Below are 19999 nucleotides of genomic sequence, written 5' to 3' on the forward strand. Positions count from 1 at the left end.
CGCCGTCCGGGACCGCCTTCCGGGGGAGGGCATGTCCGCCCTAGAGGTCGCCCTTCTCCCGGGTCGGCAGGCTGGTCTGGGCGGCGATGGCGTTCCACAGGTCGGAGGCCTGGGTCTTCGCGGTGGTGGCCGTCCCGCTGGCCGCGTTGCCGTTCTTGGCGTGCTGGTTCTCCGCCTGCTTGGCGGGGTCGCAGGCGGCGATCGAGTCGCCCGCCCAGGCCGCGTACTCCTTGTCGGCCGTGGACGAGGCCGTCCAGGCCTTCTGCAGCTGCTCCACCAGCTGCGGGCCGCTCGGCAGCTTGTCGACCTTCAGGGCGGCCAGGTCGGAGACCAGCTGGTCGCGCTGGGCGGCCGCCGCGGTCAGGCTGGTCTGCGCGTCCGGCAGCTTGTCGCACTTCTGCACCGAGCTGACCGCACCGATCACCGCCTGGCGGCTGGAGCTGGCCTTGCCGAGCAGGTCGGACATGGCCTTGGCCTGGGCCTGCATCTCCGGGGTGACCGCCGCCGGCCCAGCGCCCGCCGAGTTGCTGGTGACCGGCTTGGCGACCGGCGTCCCGGGCGTCTTGTCGTCACCGCCGCCGCTCATCAGCACCGCGACCAGGATGCCGGCCGCCGCGCAGCCCGCCACCACACCGCCGATCACCAGCTTCTGCGAGGGGCGCTTGCCGCCGCCCGCCGGTGCGGCGCCGGCCGGCTGGTAGCCGCCCGTCTGCTGGCCGGTGTAGGTCTGCGCGCCCGGCTCGTGGCCGCCGAAGGTCTGCTGGCCGCCGAAGCCCGGCTGGCCACCGAAGGTCTGGCCGCCGAAGGTCTGCGGGGCGGCGGGCGGCGGGACGGCGCCCTGGGCACCGCCGAAGCCCTGCTGGCCGCCGTAGGACGGCTGGGCACCGTACCCCGGCTGCTGGGCCTGGGCCGGCGCGGCCGGGTACGCCTGCGGGGCGCCGTAGCCGCCCTGGCCGCCCTGCTGCTGCATCGGCAGCCCGCCGCCGATGCTGGGCTCACCGGCCGGGTAGGGCGGCAGGTGCTGGGTCTCGGGCGCGGCCCCGGCCGCCGGACCGGCCGGCTGGCCGGCCTGCGGCGGTGCGCCCCAGTACTCGGGGGCGCCGCCGGGCGCCTGCTGCTGGGGCGGGACGGCCTGCTGCTGGGGCTGCCCGCCCTGCGGGTCCCCGGGCTGCCCGGCCGGCTCCGGCCGGAACAGGTCGTCCATGTTGAAATCGTTCGAGCTGGAGTACGAGCGGCGCTGGCTCAACGCGGTTCCTCACCTGTGCACGGCCCTGGGTCGGCCCGGGCCTCTCGGTTCCTCCGCGCGCTCGCTGACGGCGGACCACAACTTCTGGGCCACGCTACCGGTTCACCGCAACCGGTGACTACGCGGGCAGGCGTTCCCGTGCACCTGCCCGGTCCGCCTGCCCCGCGGCGCCGCCGCCAACCGGACCCGGCCGTGGACGAACCGGGCCGGAGCCGGCGCCCGGCGGCCGGGGAGCCGCCCGTCCGCCGCCCCGGCCCCCGCACTCAGGCCGCCTCGCCCTCCGTCCTGGCGTGGAACTCCCGGACCGCCCGGTGCGCCCGGTACGGCTCCAGCCGGCTGCGGAAGTCGTCCAGGTACTCCACGCCCCGGTTGGAACGCAGTCCGCTCAGCAGCCGGACCGCCTCCGCCCCGGTCTGGCAGGCCCGTTCCAGGTCCCGCTGCTGGAGCTGGGCGGTGGCCAGCAGCACCAGGTCGACGGCGCGCCGGCGCACCCGGTGCGCGGGGTGCAGTTCGAGCGCCGTGCGGGCGTAGTGCTCGGCCTTCTCGCCCTGCTGGAGGTCGCGGTGACAGTGCGCCAGCTCGTCCGCCAGGTAGGCCTCGTCGAAGTGCGCGATCCAGTCCGGGTCGTCCTCGGGGTTGCGCCGCTCCATCGCGGACAGCGCCTTGGCCGCCACCGCCTCGCAGGCCGCGGTGTCGCCGAGCAGCGCGTGGCCGCGCGCCTCGGCGGCGTAGAACATCGCCATCGCGGTCGGGGTGGCCACCGAGCGGGCGCCCTCCTGGGCGGCGCGGGCGAGTTGGGCGATCTCGCGCGGGTTGCCGAGGGTGGCGGCGAGGTGGCTCATCGAGGCCGCCAGCACGTACCCGCCGTAGCCGCGGTCGTCGGCGGCCTGGGCCAGCCGCAGCGCCTGGATGTAGTACCGCTGGGCGAGGCCCGGCTGGGCGGTGTCGACCGCCATGTAACCGGCCAGCTCGGTCAGCCGGGCGACCGCGCCGAAGAGCTGACGGCCGGTCTCCTCCCGGTACGCGCCGCCGAGGAAGCCGGAGACCACGCTGTTGAGGTAGTGCACCACCACCGGGCGGACGTGGCCGCTGCCGAACCGGTGGTCCAGGTCGACCAGCATCTGGGTGGTGGCGCGGATCGCGGCCACATCGGCCAGCCCCACCCGGGTGCCGCCGGTCCTGGCCACCACCGGGTCGGGCGGGGTGATCAGCCAGTCCCGGCTGGGCTCGACCAGCGCCGAGGCGGCGACCGCCGCCCCGGCCAGGAAGTCCCGCCGGCCGACGTCGCTGCGCCACAGCTCGCAAACCTGCTCCAGGGCGGCCGGCAGGTTGGCGGCGAACTGCAGGCCCACGGCGGAGCTGAGGTTCTTGCCGTCGGCCATGCCGATCTCCTCGACCGTCACGCCGCGGCCGAGTTTGCGGCCGAGCGCCTCGGCGATCACCGCCGGCGCCTGGCCGCGCGGCTGCTGGCCGCGCAGCCAGCGGGCGACCGAGGTCTTGTCGTAGCGCAGGTCGAGCCCGTGCTCGGCACCGCACAGGTTCACCCGGCGGGCGAGGCCCGCGTTGGAGCAGCCCGCCTCCTGGATGAGCTGCTGCAGCCGCTCGTTGGGCTCTCGTGCGACGAGTGGTCTCGCGGCCATTGGGCTTCGCCTCCCCTGCGCCACCCCGGCCGCGGGCCGGAGGACGTACGACTCTGGTGCTACCTTGCCGATGCGCCGCCCGGCAGCGGCATGGGCCCTGCCCCGGTACGGCGACACCAGCGCAATACCCACGGTGACGGATCCACTCCCCCTGCGCCCTGGTGAATGCACCAGTGCGCCCCTCCTGCGCCCGTTACGAGGACCGCCCGGGGTGGCCGGAAATCGCCCGGCTCACCGGTACGGGTGACATCTCCGGCACCGCGCCGACCGCCCCCCGTGCGCCCGTAACCCCGCCAACCGCCGGGAGTTGAGCAGCACGTGGAAGACACCCCAGGAGCCCCCGAGCAGGGTCTGCCCCCGCTCCTCATCGAAGCCGTCAGTTACGCCGAGGACCGCCACTGGGAGGTCGTCCCGGGGACGTGGCTGATCGACGGTGACGGCCCGGCCCGGTGCTCGTGCGGCGAACGGTGCGAGCTCCCCGGCGCGCACCCGGCCGGCGAGGACTGGCGGCGCCGGGCGAGCGCCGGTCCCGGGGTGGTGCGCCGCTGGTGGACCGAGAACCCGACGGCCTCGATCCTGCTGCCGACCGGCCGCGCGTTCGACGTGCTGGACGTGCCGGAGGTGGCGGGCTGCCTGGCGCTGGCCCGGATGGAGCGGATGGGGCTGCAGCTCGGACCGGTGGTGGCGGTGCCGGCCTCGCCGGGGCAGGCCGGGCGCCGGCTGCACTTCCTGGTGCTGCCCGGGGTGCAGGCCAAGCTCCCGGAGATGCTGCGCCAGCTCGGCTGGGGGTCGGGCCGGCTCGACCTGACCGCCCGCGGCGACGGGGACTGGATCGTGGCGCCGCCGTCCCGGATCGGTCCGTACAGCTTCGCCCAGTGGGCCCGGCCGCCGTCCGCGCTGAACCGCTGGCTGCCCGACGCCGCCGAGCTGATCAACCCGCTGGCGTACGCGTGCGGGCGGGAGGCCCCGGCGTCCCGGCAGGCGGGGCAGGCCGGGCAGCAGCGTGCCGCGGCGGTGCGCTGAGGGCCGGCCCGGTGTGCCCCTGACGGCCGTCCTGCACCCGATCGGGTGAGGCGGGCCGCGCGCGGGATCCCGCGCGCCTCACGACGGGCCCCGCCCCCCACCAGGGGCGGGGTCCGTCGGACCCATGCACCGGATAAACAGACGGGATAAGAGACCGGTGTACCCGGTGATCGACTCCGAAAGCCCCTCGGACGAGTGACAGCGCTCAAGGATTGCGGAGATCTGCCGAGTGGGAGGAATTCCTCCGAGAGGGGAGCGGCCGAGCCGGAGAGGAGATCAGGGCAGCAGGCGGTGCAGGAGAGCACGGCAGGGGGTCAGGGGGTGTCGGACCGGGGGAGTGTCGGGCCGATGGTGTCGAAGGGGTGTTCGGTCGGGGAAGCCGAACGCGGCACCGGAGGCCGGGAGGGTTCGCGGTGCCCGCCGAGCTCGGGGTGGTCGGGCACCGCGGAGACAGGGAGGGACCGGGGGCGGGGCGGACGGGCCCGGTGCACGGGGATGCGCCGGGCCCACCGGCCTGCCCGGCCGCCGGGGCCGGTGCCAGGTCCGGTGCCGCGCCCGGCGCCCGCCGTCCTCAGCTCCTGCCGTCCGCCCGGGCCCTGCCGTCCGCCCGGGGCCGGCTCAGATCTCCGCCACGAAGACGTGGCCCGCGATCTCCTTCGGCAGCTCGACCGCGTTGTCCCCGTCCCCGACCAGCACGCCGCCGACGCCGGCCGTCACCTGCACGGTCGCCCCGGGGCGCACCCCGGCCCGGCGCAGCGTGAGCATCAGCGCGCCGTCGGTCTGGATCGGCTCACCGATCCGGCGGACCACCACGGGGGTGGTCCGGTCGCCCACCGAGAGCGCCTCCAGGGTGGTCAGCGCGGCGTCGAAGCCCTCGCCCTCCGCCTTGGTGTCGCCGAGCTCGTCCAGGCCCGGGATCGGGTTCCCGTACGGGGACTGGGTGGGGTGGCCGAGCATGGCGAGCACCTTGCGCTCGACCGTCTCGCTCATCACGTGCTCCCAGCGACAGGCCTCCTCGTGCACCTGCTCCCACTCCAGGCCGATCACGTCGACCAGCAGGCACTCGGCGATCCGGTGCTTGCGCATGACCCGGACGGCCAGCCGGCGGCCCTCGGCCGTGAGCTCCAGGTGGCGGTCGCCCGCGACCTGCAGCAGACCGTCGCGCTCCATCCGGCCGACGGTCTGGCTCACGGTCGGGCCGCTCTGTTCCAGCCGCTCGGCGATCCGGGCACGCATCGGGGTGATGCCTTCTTCCTCCAGCTCCAAAATGGTGCGGAGGTACATCTCAGTGGTGTCGATCAGACCAGACATCGCCCCTGGCTCCCAATCCTCGGTGTCCTCACCGCCAATTCTGACGTACCGAAGAGACAACCGATGTCGCCGGGCGGCTATGCCCCCTGCTTTTGGTAGCTGTTGACAGCCGGCGGCCCCAGGCAGGACGGTGCTCGCCAGATCTTTCTCCATCCGCGGTCTGGACCACCGGGCCGCCCCGCCCCCGCTGGAGTTCCGATGACCGACCTGGTCGGACAGTATTTCGACGCCGCCGTGGCCCACCTCCGGCGGGTCCGGGCGGAGGAGGCCGGGGCCATCGAGGCCGCCGCCGGGCTGTTGGCCGAGGCGGTGGCGGATGGTCGCCGAATCTTCACCTTCGGGGCCGGCCACTCCTCGCTGGCCGCCCAGGACGTGGTGTACCGGGCCGGCGGCCTGGTGGTGATCAACCTGTTGAACGTGCCGGGGATGACCGGCGTCAACGTGATGCCCGCGCCGCTGGGCAGCGCCCTGGAGCGGGTCTCGGGGCTGGCCACCGCCACCTTGGACCTGACCCCGGCGGCCGAGGGGGACCTGCTCTTCCTGATCTCGCTCTCCGGCCGCCAGGTGATGCCGGTGGAGCTGGCCCGCCACGCCCGGTCCCGGGGGATGCGGGTGGTCGGGGTCACCTCGCTGGCGTATCCGGGCGAGGTCTCCTCCAACCACCCCTCGGGGACGTTCCTGAAGGACAACTGCGACGTGGTGCTGGACAGCAAGATCGCGGTCGGGGACGGCGAGCTGGCGCACCCCGCGGCCGGGGTGCCGTTCGGTTCGGTCTCCACCATCGTCACCAGCGCGCTGATGCAGGCCGTGGTGGCCTCGGCGGTGGGGCGGCTGGCCGAGGCCGGGATCACCCCGCCGCTGTTCCGCTCGGGCAACGTGGACGGCGGCACCGAGTGGAACGCCAAGGTGATGGCGGACAACGCGGACCGGATCCTGTACGCGTACTGACCCCAACCCCCGCTCCTGCACCAGCCGTTGACCCCGATGTCCGGTTACCGAGGCGTACCGGGGCCCGGGCCCGGGCAGTATCCAGCTGTTCGGGTCGAGGGACCGACGGGCGACACTGCGGCCGGGGGACGGGATGGCAACGGGGGCGGCGCGATCGATCGGCTGGGTGCGCGAGGACGAGCTGCTGCCGGAGATGTTCTGGGCCTCGGACTCCGCCTCGCTGCAGGGGCAGCGGCGCTCGGTGGCGCTGTCCCGCTGGGAGCTGGTGCTGCTGGTGGTCGCGGCGGCCACCGGCTCGGCCGACGGCCGGCTGTGGGCCTGGACGGCCGCCTTCGCCTACCTGCTGACGCTGGCGATGGCGACGGTGGCGGCCCGGCAGAACCCGCAGCGGCTCTGGTACGACGGCCGGGCCATCGCCGAGTCGGTGAAGACGCTCTGCTGGAAGTACGCGGTGCAGGCCGACGCCTACCAGCCGCCGCCCAAGAAGCTGCCGGACGCCGAGCGGCTGTACGACGTGCAGCTCAAGGCGATCCTGGGTGAGTTCGAGACCCAGCAGGTGATCCCGGACATGTCCCGGATGGAGGCCGACCTGCAGACCTGGCGGGAGCCGGCCCGGCACCCGCAGATCACCGAGATGATGACCAGGCTGCGCGGCCAGCCGCTGGAGGTGCGCCGCGAGATCTACCTGCGGGAGCGGGTGCACGCGCAGCGCGAGTGGTACCGGGCCAAGGCGCAGCGCTGCCGCAACGCGGCCCGGCGGGCCGGGCGGCTGGCGATCGTGCTGCCGCTGCTGGGGCTGGCGCTGGCGGTGCTGCGGGCGCTGGGGTGGTTCAGCTACGACGCGCTGGGCACGGTGTCGGCGGTCGCCGCCTCGGTGTCCGCGTGGGCGCAGCTGCGGCAGTACCGGCCGCAGGCGGCGGCGTACGGGCTGGCCGCGGACGAGCTGGCCAAGGTGGAGGCCCAGCTCACCCAGTTGAAGCTGGACTCCGACCAGGCCGAGGACTACTGGGCGCGCCTGGCCCGGGACGCGGAGGACGCCATCTCGCGGGAGCACACCACCTGGCAGGCGCGACGCGAGGTGCGGGGTCTGGACGCCGGCGGCTGACCGGGGGCCCGGCCCCCGGCCTGCTGCGCGGGCGACCGGTTCGGGACGACGACCGTTCGGGACGAAGGTCCGGGACGACGACTGTTCGGCGGGCGGCCTGCCCGTCGGGCGACCTGTTCGGCGAGGGATCTGGAGGCAAACCGGTGGTGGCACGGACGGTCGAGGCACCGGGCGGGCGTGCGCTGGCGGTGGAGGTCTCCGGGGACCAGCAGGGGTGTCCGGTGTTCCTGCTGCACGGGACGCCGGGCAGCCGGGTGGGGCCCGCTCCGCGCAGCAGCGTGCTGTCCCGGATGGGGGTGCGGCTGATCTCGTTCGACCGCCCGGGGTACGGCTACTCGGACCGGTTGCCGGGGCGGCGGGTGGCGGCGGCGGCCGAGGACGTGCTGGCCATCGCGGAGGACCTGGGCCTGGGCCGGTTCGCGGTCGCCGGGCGTTCCGGTGGCGGGCCGCACGCGCTGGCCTGCGCGGCGCTGCTGCCGGACCGGGTGACCCGGGTGGCGGCGCTGGTGAGCCTGGCGCCGCGCAACGCGGAGGGGCTGGACTGGTACGGCGGGATGACCGCGTCCAATGTGCGGGAGTACCGGCAGGCGGAGCGCGGGCTGCTGCGGATCGCGGACACCTTCCAGCTGCGGTCGCGGGTGATCCGGCGGGACCCGGTGCAGTTGATCAAGGATCTGGTGCCGGAGCTGCCGCCCACCGACCGCTCGGTGGTGACGGATCCGGGGATCCGCCGGATGCTGCTGAGCACCTACCGGCAGGCGTTCCGGTACGGCGCCTTCGGCTGGATCGACGACGTGCTGGCGTTCACCACGGACTGGGGCTTCCGGGTGGAGGACATCCGGGTGCCGGTGCGGCTGTGGCACGGCGCGGACGACCAGTTCTCGCCGGTGGACCACTCGCACTGGCTGGCCGACAACATCCCCGGCGCCGAGCTGTACCTGGAGCCGGGCGCCGCGCACTTCGGCGCGTTCGAGGAGATCACCTCGACGCTGAAGTGGCTGGCCGACTGAGCGCGGGGGCGGACGCGGCGCCCGGGGCCCGGCCGGCCGGGGCACAGCCGGGCGGGGCCCAGCGGGCCGGCCGGGCTCAGCGGGCCGGGGTGAGCGGCTCCCCGCCGGCCAGGACGGCGAGCACGTTGTCGACGGCGAGGCCGCCCATGGCCTGCCGGGTGCGGACGGTCGCGCTGCCCAGGTGCGGGACCAGGACGGCCCGCTCCTGGGCGAGCAGTGCGGGGTGGACGGCGGGTTCGTGCTCGAAGTTGTCGACGGCGGCGGCGAACAGGTGCCCGGAGTCCAGGGCGGCGGCCAGCGCGCCCTCGTCGACCACGCCGGCGGTCATGCTGACCAGGACCGAGCCGGCCGGCATCCGGGCGATCCGTTCGGCGTCCAGCAGGTGCCGGGTGGCGGCGGTGAGCGGGCAGGTGACCACCAGCACCGGGGAGGCGGCGAGCAGGTCGTCCAGCGGCCGCCAGTCGGCGCCCCCGGCCTCGCCGGGCGGCAGCGGGGTGCGGTTGTGGTAGCCGACCGGCATGCCGAAGCCGGCCGCGCGGCGGGCCACCGCCCGGCCGATCCGGCCCATCCCGAGGATGCCGAGCGGGGTGCCGGTCAGCTCCAGGCCGAGCATGAAGGTGGGGGCCCAGGCCCACGGCCGGCCGGAGCGCAGCAGCCGTTCGCCCTCGCCGAGGCGGCGGGTGGCGGCCAGCAGCAGGGCCCAGGCGAGGTCGGCGGTGGCGTCGGTGAGGACGCCCGGGGTGTTGCTGACCGGGACGCCGCGCGCGGCGCAGGCGGCCAGGTCGATGTTGTGGGTGCCGACGGCGTGGTTGGCCACGATCCGCAGGGCGGGCCCGGCGGCGTCCAGGAACTCCTCGTCCACCCGGTCGTCCAGGGTGGTGATCACGGCCTGCCGGCCGGGCAGCGCGGCCAGCAGTGCGGCCCGGGTCATCGGCTGCTCGCTGTCGTGCAGGGTGTACGCGGCGGACGGCGCCAGCCGCTCCAGCACGCCGTCGGCGAGCCGCCGGGTGACGAGGACGGGGGGCACGGTGGTCTCGGTCATCAGGCCCGCAGGCTACACCGCCCGCGGGCCTGACGGCCGTTCAGGTCCGGGGTCCGCCCCGGTGGCGGATCACAGCGGCTGGGGTTCCAGGTCGCGGTTGATCCGGTGCCCCTCGCGGGCGGCGAACACGGTGGGGTGGTTCTCGTCGAAGAGGTCCAGCAGCACCGTCAGCGCCTGCTTGCGCAGGGCGTCCGCCTCCCGCTGGCGGCCGGCCTCGGCGAGCGTGGTGGCCAGGTTGACCTGGCAGACCACGGCGTCGGGGTGGGTGGGGCCGTAGCGGTTGACCAGGCCGGCGTGGGCGGTGCGGCCGAGCTCCTCGGCGCGCTGGAGCTGGCCGCTGTCGGCGTAGGCGTTGGCCAGGTTGATCATGGCGTTGAGGGTGTACGGGTGGTCGGGGTCGAGCACCCGGGACAGGCCGGTCACGGCCTGTTCGCCGTGCCGGACGGCCCCGGCCACGTCGTCGCTGCCGCGCAGGTAGATGGCCAGGTTGTTCTCGCAGGCCAGGGTGAACGGGTGGTCGTCGCCGAGCAGCCTGCGGTGCCCCTCGTAGGCGGCGGTGGCGATGTCGCGGGCGGTCTCCTTGTCGCCGGCGGCGCTGTGGTCGGCGGCCAGGTTGAGCTGGCAGGCGAGCGCCTCGGGGTTGTCGGTGCCGTACCGCTCGACGTAGCGCTGGTAGGTCTGCTCGGTGAGCTCGCGGGCCTTGGCGGTCTCCCCGGCCCGGCGCATCGAGACGGCCAGCGACTTGGCGTTGCGCAGGGTCTCCGGCAGGTCGGGGCCGAGGATCTCGGTGAACACGTCGGTGACCTCGCGCAGCAGTTCGGCGGAGCCCTTGTAGTCGCCCATCTCGCGCAGGTCGCGGGCCAGGTTGGCCTTGGTGGTGAGGGTGTACGGGTGGGTGGGGCCGAGCACGGCGGAGCGGCGTTCGAAGGTGTCCTGGTCGAGGTCGCGGGCGGCCCGGCTGTTGCCGACCATGCGGTGGTCGATGGCGAGGTTGTTGGCGACCGACAGGGTGCGGCCGTCGTCCTCGCCGAACAGCTCGACGAACTGGTTGTAGGTCTCCAGGTCGAGGGTGAGCGCGTCCTGGAAGCGGTTGAGGTACCGCAGGTCGGCGCCCATCGAGTTGGCGGTCATCAGGGTGAACGCGTTGTGCTCGCCGAGCAGTTCGCGCTGCCCCTCCAGGGTGGCCTGGTCGAGTTCCAGGGCGGCGTTGTACGAGCCCTTGGAGCGCAGCACGTTGGCCAGGTTGAAGCGCAGGCTGAGGATCTGGCGGAGCAGGAAGCGGCGCTCGCCGGGGTCGGCCTCGTCCTCGTAGCGTTCGGCCCAGGCCTGGTCGAGCTGGCGGGCGAGCTGGAGGGCCTGGTCGAGGTCGACGGTCTTCCACAGGTAGCGGACGCGGTCGATGAGCAGCTCGCGGACCTCGCGCTCGTCGCAGTCCTGGGCCCGGGAGGGGCCGAGGTGCGGCCAGATCTTCTCCAGGGTGGGCCAGTTCTCCGGGTTGTCGGTGTCGCCGAGCTGCGGGCGGGCGGCGGCCAGGATGCGGTGCACCTCGTGCATGGCGCTGTTCTGCTCGGCCTGCGACATGCCACTGCGGACCACCGCCTGGACCAGCCGGTGGACCTGGAAGCTGCCGGCGTCGGTCTTGGCGAGGGCGTAGCGGCTGACCGCGCGGATCACCTTGCCGAGCATGAAGCTGTCGGTGAGCTCGGGGTCGAAGGGTTCCAGGGCGCGGCGCATCCGCTCGCTGTAGAAGAAGTGCTTGAGCGAGATCGGTTCGGGTGCGAAGAACGCGGACAGCTCCAGCAGCCGGACCGCGGCCGGGGACTGCTCGCGCAGCCGGGCGATCGAGACGTTCCAGGTCAGGCCGACCGGGGTCGGGTAGTCGGCGGGTGTCTCGCCGGCCGCCAGCACCTTGGTCGCCTCGGCCTGGAGCTGGGCGACGTAGGTGTCCACCGGGGTGCGGGTGGTCTCCAGCCAGGCGGCGGCGACCTCCACGGCGAGCGGCAGGTCGCCGAGCGCCTCGGCGACCCGGTCGGCCTCCTGCCGGGTCAGGCCGCGCACCCGCCGGGTGATGTGGTCGACGCTCTCGGCCCGGGTGAAGACGTCGACGCCGAGCACCCCGGCCTGCCCGGACCAGCCCTGGTTGCGGGAGGTGACCAGGATGTGGCCGGGCCCGTCCGGGAAGTACGGGCGGATCCGGGCGGGCTCGTCGGCGTTGTCGAAGACCAGCAGCCAGCGGGAGGTGGGCGAGCCGCGGCGCAGCGCGTCGCGGGCGGTGTCGGCGGCCTCGGTGACGCTCTCGCCGGTGCGCAGGCCGAGCCGGCCGGCGAGTTCGGCGAAGGACTGGGCGGCGGACTCGGTCTGCTCGGCGTTGATCCACCAGACCAGGTCGTAGTGCGACATGTAGCGGTGCGCGTACTCCAGCGCGACCTGGGTCTTGCCGATGCCGCCGAGGCCGTAGAGGGTCTGCGGGGTGGGCAGGACCGCGGTCGGGCCGCCGACCAGCTGTTCGCGCAGGTCGTCCAGCACCTTGGTGCGGCCGGTGAAGGAGTGGTTGCGCTGCGGCACCGACCAGTAGGCGGGCTTGGCGCCGGGGAAACGGGGGGCGTCGCTGCCGCGTTCGCCGAGGTCGGCCTCGGCCCGGCCGAGGGCGCGCAGCAGCGCCAGCACGGCCTCGCCCTCGTCGCGGCCGACCAGGTCGACCGGGTTGCGGTTGTTGTACGGGGCGGTGATGCGCACGTCGCCGACCCGGACCGGGATCATCTGGCGGCGGGCGCCGGCCGGGTCGGCGTTGACGGTCCGGCCCCACAGCGCCTGGGCCTGCGGGGAGGAGAGGTAGGCGGAGGAGAGCAGGGCGACGGTGCGGTAGGCGGAGTCGATGCCGCGTTCGGCGGCGGCCCGCGGGTTGGCGCCGACGCCGAGGTCCATCGACAGCACCCGGAAGCCGGCCCGGGTGAGCACCTCGGAGATCCAGTCGGCCCAGGCCCGGTCCTGCGGGACGTAGCTGAGGTAGAGGTCGGCGGGGGCGGTCGGCCGGCGGCGGACGAAGGCGGCGAGGTTGCGCAGCCGCAGGTCCTCGTCCATCGGCGGCAGCCCGGTGACCTGCCCGGAGGTGAGTTCGGCGGTCAGCCGCTCGCAGGCGGCGAGGATCGAGGCGGGCTGCTGCGGCAGGTCACCGAACGGCGCGAGGATCTCCTCGTAGGCGTAGAACGGCCGGTACGGGATCTCCACCGAGGCCCAGTAGCGCAGCAGTTCGGACTCGCCGAGGCCGGCCGGCAGGCCGCCGAACTTGATCCGGGCGAGCGCCCGGCCGGCGTCCGCCTTCTCCTTCTCGCCCTCGTCGATCCGCATCGGCACCGGGAAGATCCGGATCCCGCGGGCCTCGTAGAGGCTGTCGATGGTGTGGGCGACCCGGGAGGCGCCGTCGATCGACTGGTCGCTGAGGGTGAAGCAGACCACCAGGTCGTCGGGCATCTCGACGGTGCAGATGTCGGCGGTGTCGGTCAGGCCGGTGCGGCTGTCGATCAGGACGTAGTCGTAGCGGCGCTTCATATCGCGGCGCAGCGCCTCGATGAAGGCGGAGCCGTTGTGGGCCTCGTAGAGCAGGTCCCAGTCGATCCGGTTGCCGGTGCCGGAGTAGTCCCGGTTGAGCTGGCCGGCCGGGACGAAGTCCAGGCCGCCGTCGCCGGGGAAGTGCGGCCAGGCCAGCGAGACGGCGTGCGGGTGGATCCGGGCGAAGTCCTCGTGCCAGTTCGGGTCGCGGTCGAGCGGGCGGCGGGCCTCCTCCAGGTAGTCGGCGAACAGGTCCATGATGCCGGTGGTGCCGGCCACCACGTCCGGGTCGAGGAACGGCCGGAAGAACTGGTCGAGGCCGGGGGCTTCGAGGTCCCAGTCGACGGTGAGCACCCGGTGGCCGTTGGAGGCCAGGATCCAGGCCGTGTTGGCGAGCGCCATGGTGCGCCCGGTGCCGCCCTTGTACGAGTAGAAGGTGACGATCCGGCCGTGCCGGTCGTCATCTGTCCTGGCGTCGAAGTCCCGCTCGGTGCGGTGACCGGTGGCCCGCAGGCCCCTGGCCGGTGTCTCGGTCATGGCTCTCCTCCCCCACGGGCAGCCCGCCCGAGGCCGCCGTCCTCATCGCTGCCGTGTCCCTCGGTGTCCGGCCCGGTCGGCGGCTCGCCGCCGTGGATCCCCAGCCGGAGGCTGGGCCTGCGCGGCCCGGTCCCGGGGGTCCGCGTCTCGCCGCGCTGTTCGAAGCCGTTGGTGGCCTGCATGACCGCCCGTTCGAGTTCGCCGCGGAACTCCTCCAGGCTGCCGGGTGTGCCGCCGGCCTGGCTGCGCAGCGTCGGCCGGTGGGCGCCGCGGCTGAGCCGCAGCACTTCCTCGCTCAGTCCGTTGAGCATCTCCTCGTCTCTTCGGCACTCCGGGTCCTCCGGGTTCCACGGCTCCAGCACGCTCACCCAGGGCAGGTTCTTGCGGTCCAACTGACGAATCTTACCCGTTCGCTGACGATCCGTCAGGGCCCAGCGGTCGACCAGCAGCACGCTCGGGCCGGTCGGCTCCTCGGCCAGCAGCCGCTCCGCGTCGTCCTCGAACTCGGCCACCGTCGGGTCGAAGCCCATCCGGCGCGCCACCTCGGCCGCGTCCTCGGCCAGCGGACGGGCGGAGTGCGGCTGGTACGGCTGCCAGTCGAGCCGGCGGGCGCCGTAGCAGTCGGCGCTGCGTCCGGCGGGCAGCTCCCGGCGGCGCAGCGAGTAGACCGAGATCCGCACCCGGTCGGTCGGCGTCGGCGGCTCGAAGGCGCTGGGCTGGGACTCGAAGTCGGCCTGCTCCCCGAGCGGGATCACGGTGTGCCGGGCGACGTGGACGATCCGCTCGGCCAGCCGGTACACCGCGTTCTGGTACTGGGCCCGGTACGAGGCGATCTTCATCAGCGCGTACAGGCCCTCGGCCGCGTAGTCGCCGCCGAAGCTCTCGTGGCTGAACTGGAGCTCGCTGGCGACCCGGGGCAGCGGGTAGTGGTTCATCGCGACCCAGAGCACCGGGACGATCCCGGTGTGCCGCTCGCCGCCGGCCCGGCGCTGGTACACCGGGCGCTGGCTGAACAGCTGCCACTCCTTGCCGCAGGCCTGGCTGGCGAAGTAGCGCGGCGAGTAGAGCGGGACGAACACCCGGCAGTTGGCGAGTTCGGCGGAGAGCCGCTCGGCCCACTTCTGCCCCTGGTGCATCGAGCGGTCCATGAAGCCCACCGGGTGCCCGGAGGGCGCGTCGGTGAGCTGGAAGATGGCTTCGCAGAGGTCGTTGTAGAGCTGGGCCACCCAGATGTTCGGGTCGCCCGAACTCCTGTTCCCGGCCCGCGGAATGTGCGCGTAGCTGAGAAAGAAATAGGGTCGCTGGTCCCTGCCGCCGTCCCCCTGGCTGTTCAAGACGCGCCTCCCCCGAGACTTCCGGCCTGTTGACTGCCCGGCCGCACCCGCGACCGCACCGGCGTACTCGGCCGGCCGCCCCGCCCCACCCCCGCTCCCACTGGTCCCCGGGCTGCTTCGCCACCCCACAAAGGGACTTCAGTGTAGGAAGGTCAGGTTCCCGAATGGAATAGGGCCGCGCCGCGCAATCCGTGACCGAGCGTCAACTCCAGCGGTTTCGCAGCCATTTGTTCACGTGGTCGACGGCGTCGGGGATCGGCAGCAGAAAACTCGCCGCGTCGCCGAACCGGCCCCGCACCACCCCGGGCAGCTCCTCGGCCAGGACCTCGCCCAGCGTCTCGAAGTGCCGCACCTCCAGCCGCAGCGCGTCGAAGTGCACCCACTGCCGCCGCTGCCGCTCGTCCCTGACCACGCAGCCGTAGCGCTGCGTCACCTGCTCGGGCTGCCAGTACTCGGCGAGGTGGAACGGGGTGCAGCACCACAGCGGCACACCCACCAGCAGCGCCCGGGCGCCGTCCTGGTAGAGCCGGTGGGTCGGCGAGTCCTCGCCGAGGTGGCAGCGCAGCTCGTGCCCGGCCGTCAGCAGCCCGGCCTTGGGCCCCAGCGCCGTGAACGAGGTCTGCGGATGGGCGCTGCGCACCGCACCCGGCGTGGTGCGGACCTCCTCCGCGATCCGGCCCATGCTCGGCGAGGCGGGTGTGGTGTCCCGGTCGAACGGCGGCATCGCGGCCCGGAACGCCCGCAGCCGCTCCGGGTCCAGACCGCCGGTCCGGGCGGCGTCCAGCGGCGAGGTGTCGGAGTTCTCCGGCGTCGCGGTGTACACCACCAGGGTGCCCTGCGGGCCGAGCACCTCCCGCAGCGCGGCGACCACCGCCGCCGAGCCGCCGCGGACCGCGCCGATCGCCCGGGTGGAGGACTGCACCAGCAGGGTCTCGCCGGCCCGGACGCCCAGCGTGCGCAGGTCGGCGGCCAGCGTCTCTACGGAGTACAACGGGGCCTCCCCGGCAGCCGTCTCGGTCGGTCGGTGGATCGTGGTGGGCTGCGGTCGTACCGCGGTGGACCGCGTGGTGGGCCGCGGCCCGGGCGCGGGCCCCGGCGCGGTCCACCCGGGGCAGGGCGGGGCGAGGGGGCCGGGGTCCGGGGCCCGGGTCAGGTACCGGCCGGGGCCGTCCGTCCGCTGCGGGCCCGCCACCGCGCCAGGTTCTCGGCCGCCGCCTCCCGGGCCCGCCGCTCGGCCTGCTCGCCGACCGGCACGGCCAGCCAGGGCTCCGCGGTCGCCCGCATCCCGGCCGCGAACCGCTCGCCGAGCGCGGTCAGCGAACCGGAGCCGGCCAGCACCGCCACCGCGTCCACGGTGTGCGCCCGCCAGGTGGCCAGCTGCAGCCGGGCGGCGTCGGCGGCGTCGCTGCGCAGGCCGTCGTACGCCCGGACCCGGGCGGCCCAGAACTCGGTCACCGCGAGGTGGGCGTAGGTGCCCTGGAGCAGGCCCTCCAGCGGGCGCGGGTCCGGCCGCCAGGGGGCGTGGAAGAGCCGGTCGTCGGCCGGGTCGTACAGGTCGTGGAAGTCCAGCACCGCGCCCAGCTTGACGTGCTGGAACTCGTGCGCGACCAGCAGCGCGAGGATCGGCGCGGTGGCCGGACGGGCGATCCCGACCGCACCGAACGCCTGCCGGGAGGCGGCGCTGATGTCCCGCCCGTCCGGCCCGGCGGTGAGCGGGGTGACGGTGCCGAGGCCGGCCCGGATGCCCGGCGCGTAGCCGGGCAGGTCCCGGCGGATCAGCTCCCAGGCCTCCTGCAGCGGGCCGGCCCAGTCCAGCACCTCGGCCCCGGTCAGCCGGCCCGCGACCGGCCACTGGTGGCTGTCGCGCTGCGGGTCGGTGTCCTCCAGGGCGACCGTCCAGCCGCCCGCCAGGACGAGCCGGCGCACCGGCTGCCAGGGGCCGCCGTCCGGGGTGTCCCAGTCGATCCGCAGCGGTGCGGCGGCCGTGCGGACGGTGAAGCCGTCGGCGTCGCCGGTCACCCGCGCGGTGGCGTCGGACCGGTCCAGCAGGACCCGGCCGAGGCCGGGCAGCCGGAGCGCGCCCTCGTGGACCGGCACCTCCAGCTCGAAGTCCACCCCGGCCCGCAGCGCGGCCACCGCGGCGGTCCCGGCCAGCGCGCCGGGGTCCGCACCCGGCTCGCCGTTCAGGCAGCGCACCGCCCAGGCGCGCAGGTAGGGGTGGGCGAGCGCCGCGTCCAGCGCCCGGGGGGCCTTCGCGTCCAGCGCGGTCAGCAGGTCCCAGGCCTCGGCGGTCTCCGCCCGGCCGGCCGCGACGGCCGCCAGCAGCCGCCGGGTCAGGCCGAGTTGGGCGGCGGCGAGGGCGGCGACGGTCGGTGCACTGCCGTAGCCGTCCGCCAGCTCGTCCAACTGGGCCTCGGTGAGCACCGGTTCGACGGGGACGCTCTGCTCCGGGATGCCCGCCGGACCGGGGGCCAGGTCGCGAATCGTGGTGATCAGCTTCATGAGGTCCCCGCAGAAGACGGACGGATTGGCGAAGCCACTGCCGTCGCCCCGGTAGCGGTGCGCATACAGGCCACCTCCGCAGGAGCGGACGACGGGGCAGGCACGGCAGTCGGTGCTCAGCCCGGCGAGACCGGACTGCCGCTCCATCATGCCCGGGTGGCGCGCGACTTCATCCAGGGAGTGGGCGAAGATGTCGAAACCGGTCGCGGGTGCGCCGTCGTACGCCGTCTTCAGGCTGTCGGCCTGCTCGAGTTCGCCGTCGGTCTCGATCACCACCAGATCGGCCGGGTCGAGGCCCAGCGACTCGGTCAGGCTGGTCCTTCCGCGCAGGGTGCGGTGCACCGACTCGAAGATCCGGACCGGCACCGGGCGGCCCGCCGCCGTCCAGCGGTCGTAGACGGCGATCAGCCAGTCCGCGTAGGGCGTTCGGCCCATCCCGGGGGGGCGTTTCGGCGGAGTGTCCCAGGTCGCGTGGGGCAGCAGGAAGTCGATCCGGGGCGGCTCGAGCTCGATCAGCGCGTCCAGCACGGCGGCCGGGTCGTTCTCGACGTCGATGGTGCACAGCAGTCCGGCGTACAGGTGCCGGAACTCGCTCTCGCGCAGCAGTGCGACCGCCGCCAGCACCTTGGCGTGGCTGCTGCGGCCGTCGGCGAACCGGCGGTGCCGGTCGTTGGCGGCGCGGTCGCCGTCCAGCGAGATGCCGACCTTGATCCCGACCTGGTCGAACAGGCGGCAGAACTCGCGGTCGAGCAGCACCCCGTTGGTGTGGATCCGCAGGTCCAGGGCGCATCCGGCGGGCAGGGCGGCGCGCAGGAGTTCGGCGGCCCGACGCAGTCGCGCCGGGCCGGCCAGCAGGGGTTCCCCGCCGTGCAGGACCACGTGGACGGCCGGCAGCCGGTGCGCACGGGCGTGCTCCCCGATCCGCCCGGCGGCCTTGGCCAGCACCTCGTCACTCGCGTGCCTGGGGCGCCCGCGCCAACTGGTGTCCGCATGTTCGTAGACATAGCAGTGGTCGCAGGCAAGGTCACAGCGACTGTGCACCTTCAGCACGAACTGCCTGAAGGGGACCGGGGTGAGGGTCATCGAGGTGGGGGGCCGTCGTCAGGGACGCACAGGAGTCCGGGGAACCGATTCTTCCCTCTCAGATGGAGGACTGGAAGGCGGCGACCGGGACCTGGCCGCGGGCCCCGCCCGGGAGCGCCCGGGCGAGCTGGGCGGCGAGCTCCTCGGCACCCAGGGCGGCGAGGTCGGCCAGGGAGAGCCGGGTCGCGTCGAAATGATCGTCCGTCAGATTCTCGGCGGGCTTGGCGGCAAGTGTGATGGTCATGGCGATGCCCCTCTTTTAGGCTTGCGCGATGGAGACCAGTTAGGTGACTTGCACTCAGATGCCGATGACGGAGGCCGTCGACGGTGGCGGGCCACTGCGACACGAGTCCAAGAAGACCATGCTAGGACACCGCCGCCGCTGCGAGCGCGCCCAGAGGTCAACGCACCCGCCGGATCTCCCGGGGAGCCCGCGGCGACCACTCGTTCAGCCGAAGCGCGGCCGCCGGACCGGCCGGCAGGCGCCCTGACCGGCCCCGATCTCCACCCCGGACCGGCGCCCCGACGGCCTTCGCGTCACCATGGATTGACAGAGCGTCAGAACGCCAGGCCCCCGCCACGGACCGCCACCCGCAACGCCCCGGTTCCCGCCCGCGGACACAATCACCCGTCCGGAGGAACAGCACCCCCGGCGGCCCCGGGGCAGCCCCCTCGGCCGCCCCTCGACGGCCCCTCGGCAGCCCCTCGGCGACCCCGGAACGGGCCCGCCCGGCCCCCTCAGGGGCAGAGGCGCTCCACCCGCCAGCCGCCGCCGTCGGCGACGTAGCGCAGCCGGTCGTGCAGCCGGTTCTCCCGGCCCTGCCAGAACTCCACCGTCTCCGGGACCACCCGGTAGCCGCCCCAGAACGGCGGCACCGGTACGCCCTCGCCCTCCGGGTAGCGGGCCTCCAGGTCGGCGTACCGGCGCTCCAGGACCTCCCGGCCGGCCACCGGGCTGGACTGCTCACTGGCCCAGGCGCCGAGCTGGGAGCCGTGCGGCCGGGTCCGGAAGTAGGCGGCGGTCTCGTCCCGCCCGACCTTCTCCACCCGGCCGCCGACGATCACCTGGCGGGCCAGCGTGATCCACGGGAAGAGCAGCGAGGCGTACGGGTTGGCGGCCAGGTCGGTGCCCTTGCGGGAGCCGTAGTTGGTGTAGAAGACGAAGCCGCGCCGGTCGAAGCCCTTGAGCAGGACGGTGCGCGAGCCGGGGCGCCCGGCGGCGTCGGCGGTGGACAGCACCATGGCGTTGGGCTCGTCCACCCCGGCGTCGGCCGCGTCGTGGAACCAGTCGGTGAACTGGGTGATCGGGTCGGCGGCGATCCGGTCCTCGAGCAGGCCGTCGTGCTGGTACTGCCGGCGCATCGCGGCCAGGTCCGGACCGGACCGGGTCTCGGTGCGCTTGGTCAGGGCTGTCGGGTGGCGTTCCGCGGTAGGCACCCCAACATCATCCCGTACGACAAGCGTCGGGTACCGCTACGTCTGTGCAAACCCGGGTGGGAGATAAGGTGTCTCGCCACCGCTCCACCGCCCGCCGCACGGGAAGATTGTCCGGGAATGTCCGGCGATCCCCGGATTGTCCGCCGATGACGTCGGACCCGCAGGACCGGGTCGGCGCGGCCCGTGGGGGAAACATCACCGTGGTGGTGTATGGCGCAATGCACTGGGTGCC

Annotated in this window: 14 protein-coding genes; 4 read left to right on the forward strand and 10 right to left on the reverse strand. The window is 74.2% G+C overall.

The annotated features are described in order from the left end of the window. Positions 1-40 precede the first annotated feature (40 nt). Complete coding sequence (locus AC2TEW_RS10980; RefSeq protein WP_484623191.1) at positions 41-1204, reverse strand: hypothetical protein; 1164 nt, start codon at positions 1202-1204, stop codon at positions 41-43. A 305-nt stretch (positions 1205-1509) separates the two neighbouring features. Further along, on the reverse strand, positions 1510-2886 hold the full coding sequence (locus AC2TEW_RS10985; RefSeq protein ID WP_033821704.1) for an NsdA family TPR-like regulatory protein: 1377 nt from the start codon (positions 2884-2886) through the stop codon (positions 1510-1512). 318 nt (positions 2887-3204) lie between these two features. Between AC2TEW_RS10985 and AC2TEW_RS10990 the strand changes: the two genes are divergently transcribed. Continuing rightward, the gene (locus AC2TEW_RS10990) at positions 3205-3909 is read left to right on the forward strand and encodes a bifunctional DNA primase/polymerase (protein ID WP_484623192.1); all 705 of its coding nucleotides are present in this window, start codon (positions 3205-3207) and stop codon (positions 3907-3909) included. A 618-nt stretch (positions 3910-4527) separates the two neighbouring features. Here the strand turns inward: AC2TEW_RS10990 and AC2TEW_RS10995 are convergent. Next, positions 4528-5220 carry an iron-dependent transcriptional repressor DtxR gene (locus AC2TEW_RS10995; RefSeq protein WP_484623193.1) on the reverse strand — a complete coding sequence of 231 codons (693 nt, stop codon included), beginning with the start codon at positions 5218-5220 and terminating at the stop codon, positions 4528-4530. A 198-nt stretch (positions 5221-5418) separates the two neighbouring features. Between AC2TEW_RS10995 and AC2TEW_RS11000 the strand changes: the two genes are divergently transcribed. The 3 genes from AC2TEW_RS11000 (at position 5419) to AC2TEW_RS11010 (ending at position 8283) form a co-directional block, all read left to right on the forward strand. Next, complete coding sequence (locus AC2TEW_RS11000) at positions 5419-6168, forward strand: sugar isomerase domain-containing protein (RefSeq protein ID WP_484623194.1); 750 nt, start codon at positions 5419-5421, stop codon at positions 6166-6168. A 166-nt stretch (positions 6169-6334) separates the two neighbouring features. Then, a complete protein-coding gene (locus tag AC2TEW_RS11005; RefSeq protein WP_033820548.1) occupies positions 6335-7273 on the forward strand; it encodes a DUF4231 domain-containing protein in 939 nt (312 codons plus the stop codon). A gap of 146 nt (positions 7274-7419) precedes the next feature. Further along, the gene (locus AC2TEW_RS11010) at positions 7420-8283 is read left to right on the forward strand and encodes an alpha/beta fold hydrolase (protein ID WP_033820553.1); all 864 of its coding nucleotides are present in this window, start codon (positions 7420-7422) and stop codon (positions 8281-8283) included. Positions 8284-8359: 76 nt separating this feature from the next. Here the strand turns inward: AC2TEW_RS11010 and AC2TEW_RS11015 are convergent, their stop codons facing one another. The 7 genes from AC2TEW_RS11015 to pdxH form a co-directional block, all read right to left on the reverse strand. Then, on the reverse strand, positions 8360-9325 hold the full coding sequence (locus AC2TEW_RS11015) for a 2-hydroxyacid dehydrogenase (protein WP_484623195.1): 966 nt from the start codon (positions 9323-9325) through the stop codon (positions 8360-8362). Between the two features lie 69 nt (positions 9326-9394). Next, entirely contained in the window at positions 9395-13411 is a 4017-nt protein-coding gene (fxsT, locus tag AC2TEW_RS11020) for an FxSxx-COOH system tetratricopeptide repeat protein (RefSeq protein WP_082526527.1), read from the reverse strand. Next, entirely contained in the window at positions 13408-14745 is a 1338-nt protein-coding gene (locus tag AC2TEW_RS11025; RefSeq protein ID WP_484623196.1) for a TIR-like protein FxsC, read from the reverse strand. Before AC2TEW_RS11025 ends, fxsT begins: the two co-directional genes overlap by 4 nt. A 202-nt stretch (positions 14746-14947) precedes the next feature. Then, a complete protein-coding gene (locus AC2TEW_RS11030; RefSeq protein WP_484623197.1) occupies positions 14948-15736 on the reverse strand; it encodes an AAC(3) family N-acetyltransferase in 789 nt (262 codons plus the stop codon). A 158-nt stretch (positions 15737-15894) separates the two neighbouring features. Beyond that, a complete protein-coding gene (locus AC2TEW_RS11035) occupies positions 15895-18330 on the reverse strand; it encodes an FxsB family cyclophane-forming radical SAM/SPASM peptide maturase (protein WP_484623198.1) in 2436 nt (811 codons plus the stop codon). A gap of 58 nt (positions 18331-18388) precedes the next feature. Beyond that, the gene (gene fxsA, locus AC2TEW_RS11040) at positions 18389-18574 is read right to left on the reverse strand and encodes an FxSxx-COOH cyclophane-containing RiPP peptide (protein WP_484623199.1); all 186 of its coding nucleotides are present in this window, start codon (positions 18572-18574) and stop codon (positions 18389-18391) included. 494 nt (positions 18575-19068) lie between these two features. Then, positions 19069-19692, reverse strand: coding sequence for a pyridoxamine 5'-phosphate oxidase (pdxH, locus tag AC2TEW_RS11045; RefSeq protein ID WP_484623303.1), 624 nt, complete (start codon positions 19690-19692; stop codon positions 19069-19071). Positions 19693-19999 lie beyond the last annotated feature (307 nt).

The organism is Kitasatospora sp. NEAU-CNBT7, assembly GCF_057220535.1.

Bases quoted from the DNA above. Each gene is read 5' to 3' on its own strand.
- AC2TEW_RS11035 (WP_484623198.1), bottom strand. From the start codon at position 18,330: ATGACCCTCACCCCGGTCCCCTTCAGGCAGTTCGTGCTGAAGGTGCAC.
- pdxH (WP_484623303.1), bottom strand. From the start codon at position 19,692: ATGCGCCGGCAGTACCAGCACGACGGCCTGCTCGAGGACCGGATCGCC.
- AC2TEW_RS10985 (WP_033821704.1), bottom strand. From the start codon at position 2,886: ATGGCCGCGAGACCACTCGTCGCACGAGAGCCCAACGAGCGGCTGCAG.
- AC2TEW_RS10980 (WP_484623191.1), bottom strand. From the start codon at position 1,204: ATGGACGACCTGTTCCGGCCGGAGCCGGCCGGGCAGCCCGGGGACCCG.
- AC2TEW_RS11000 (WP_484623194.1), top strand. From the start codon at position 5,419: ATGACCGACCTGGTCGGACAGTATTTCGACGCCGCCGTGGCCCACCTC.
- AC2TEW_RS11015 (WP_484623195.1), bottom strand. From the start codon at position 9,325: ATGACCGAGACCACCGTGCCCCCCGTCCTCGTCACCCGGCGGCTCGCC.
- AC2TEW_RS10995 (WP_484623193.1), bottom strand. From the start codon at position 5,220: ATGTCTGGTCTGATCGACACCACTGAGATGTACCTCCGCACCATTTTG.
- fxsT (WP_082526527.1), bottom strand. From the start codon at position 13,411: ATGACCGAGACACCGGCCAGGGGCCTGCGGGCCACCGGTCACCGCACC.
- fxsA (WP_484623199.1), bottom strand. From the start codon at position 18,574: ATGACCATCACACTTGCCGCCAAGCCCGCCGAGAATCTGACGGACGAT.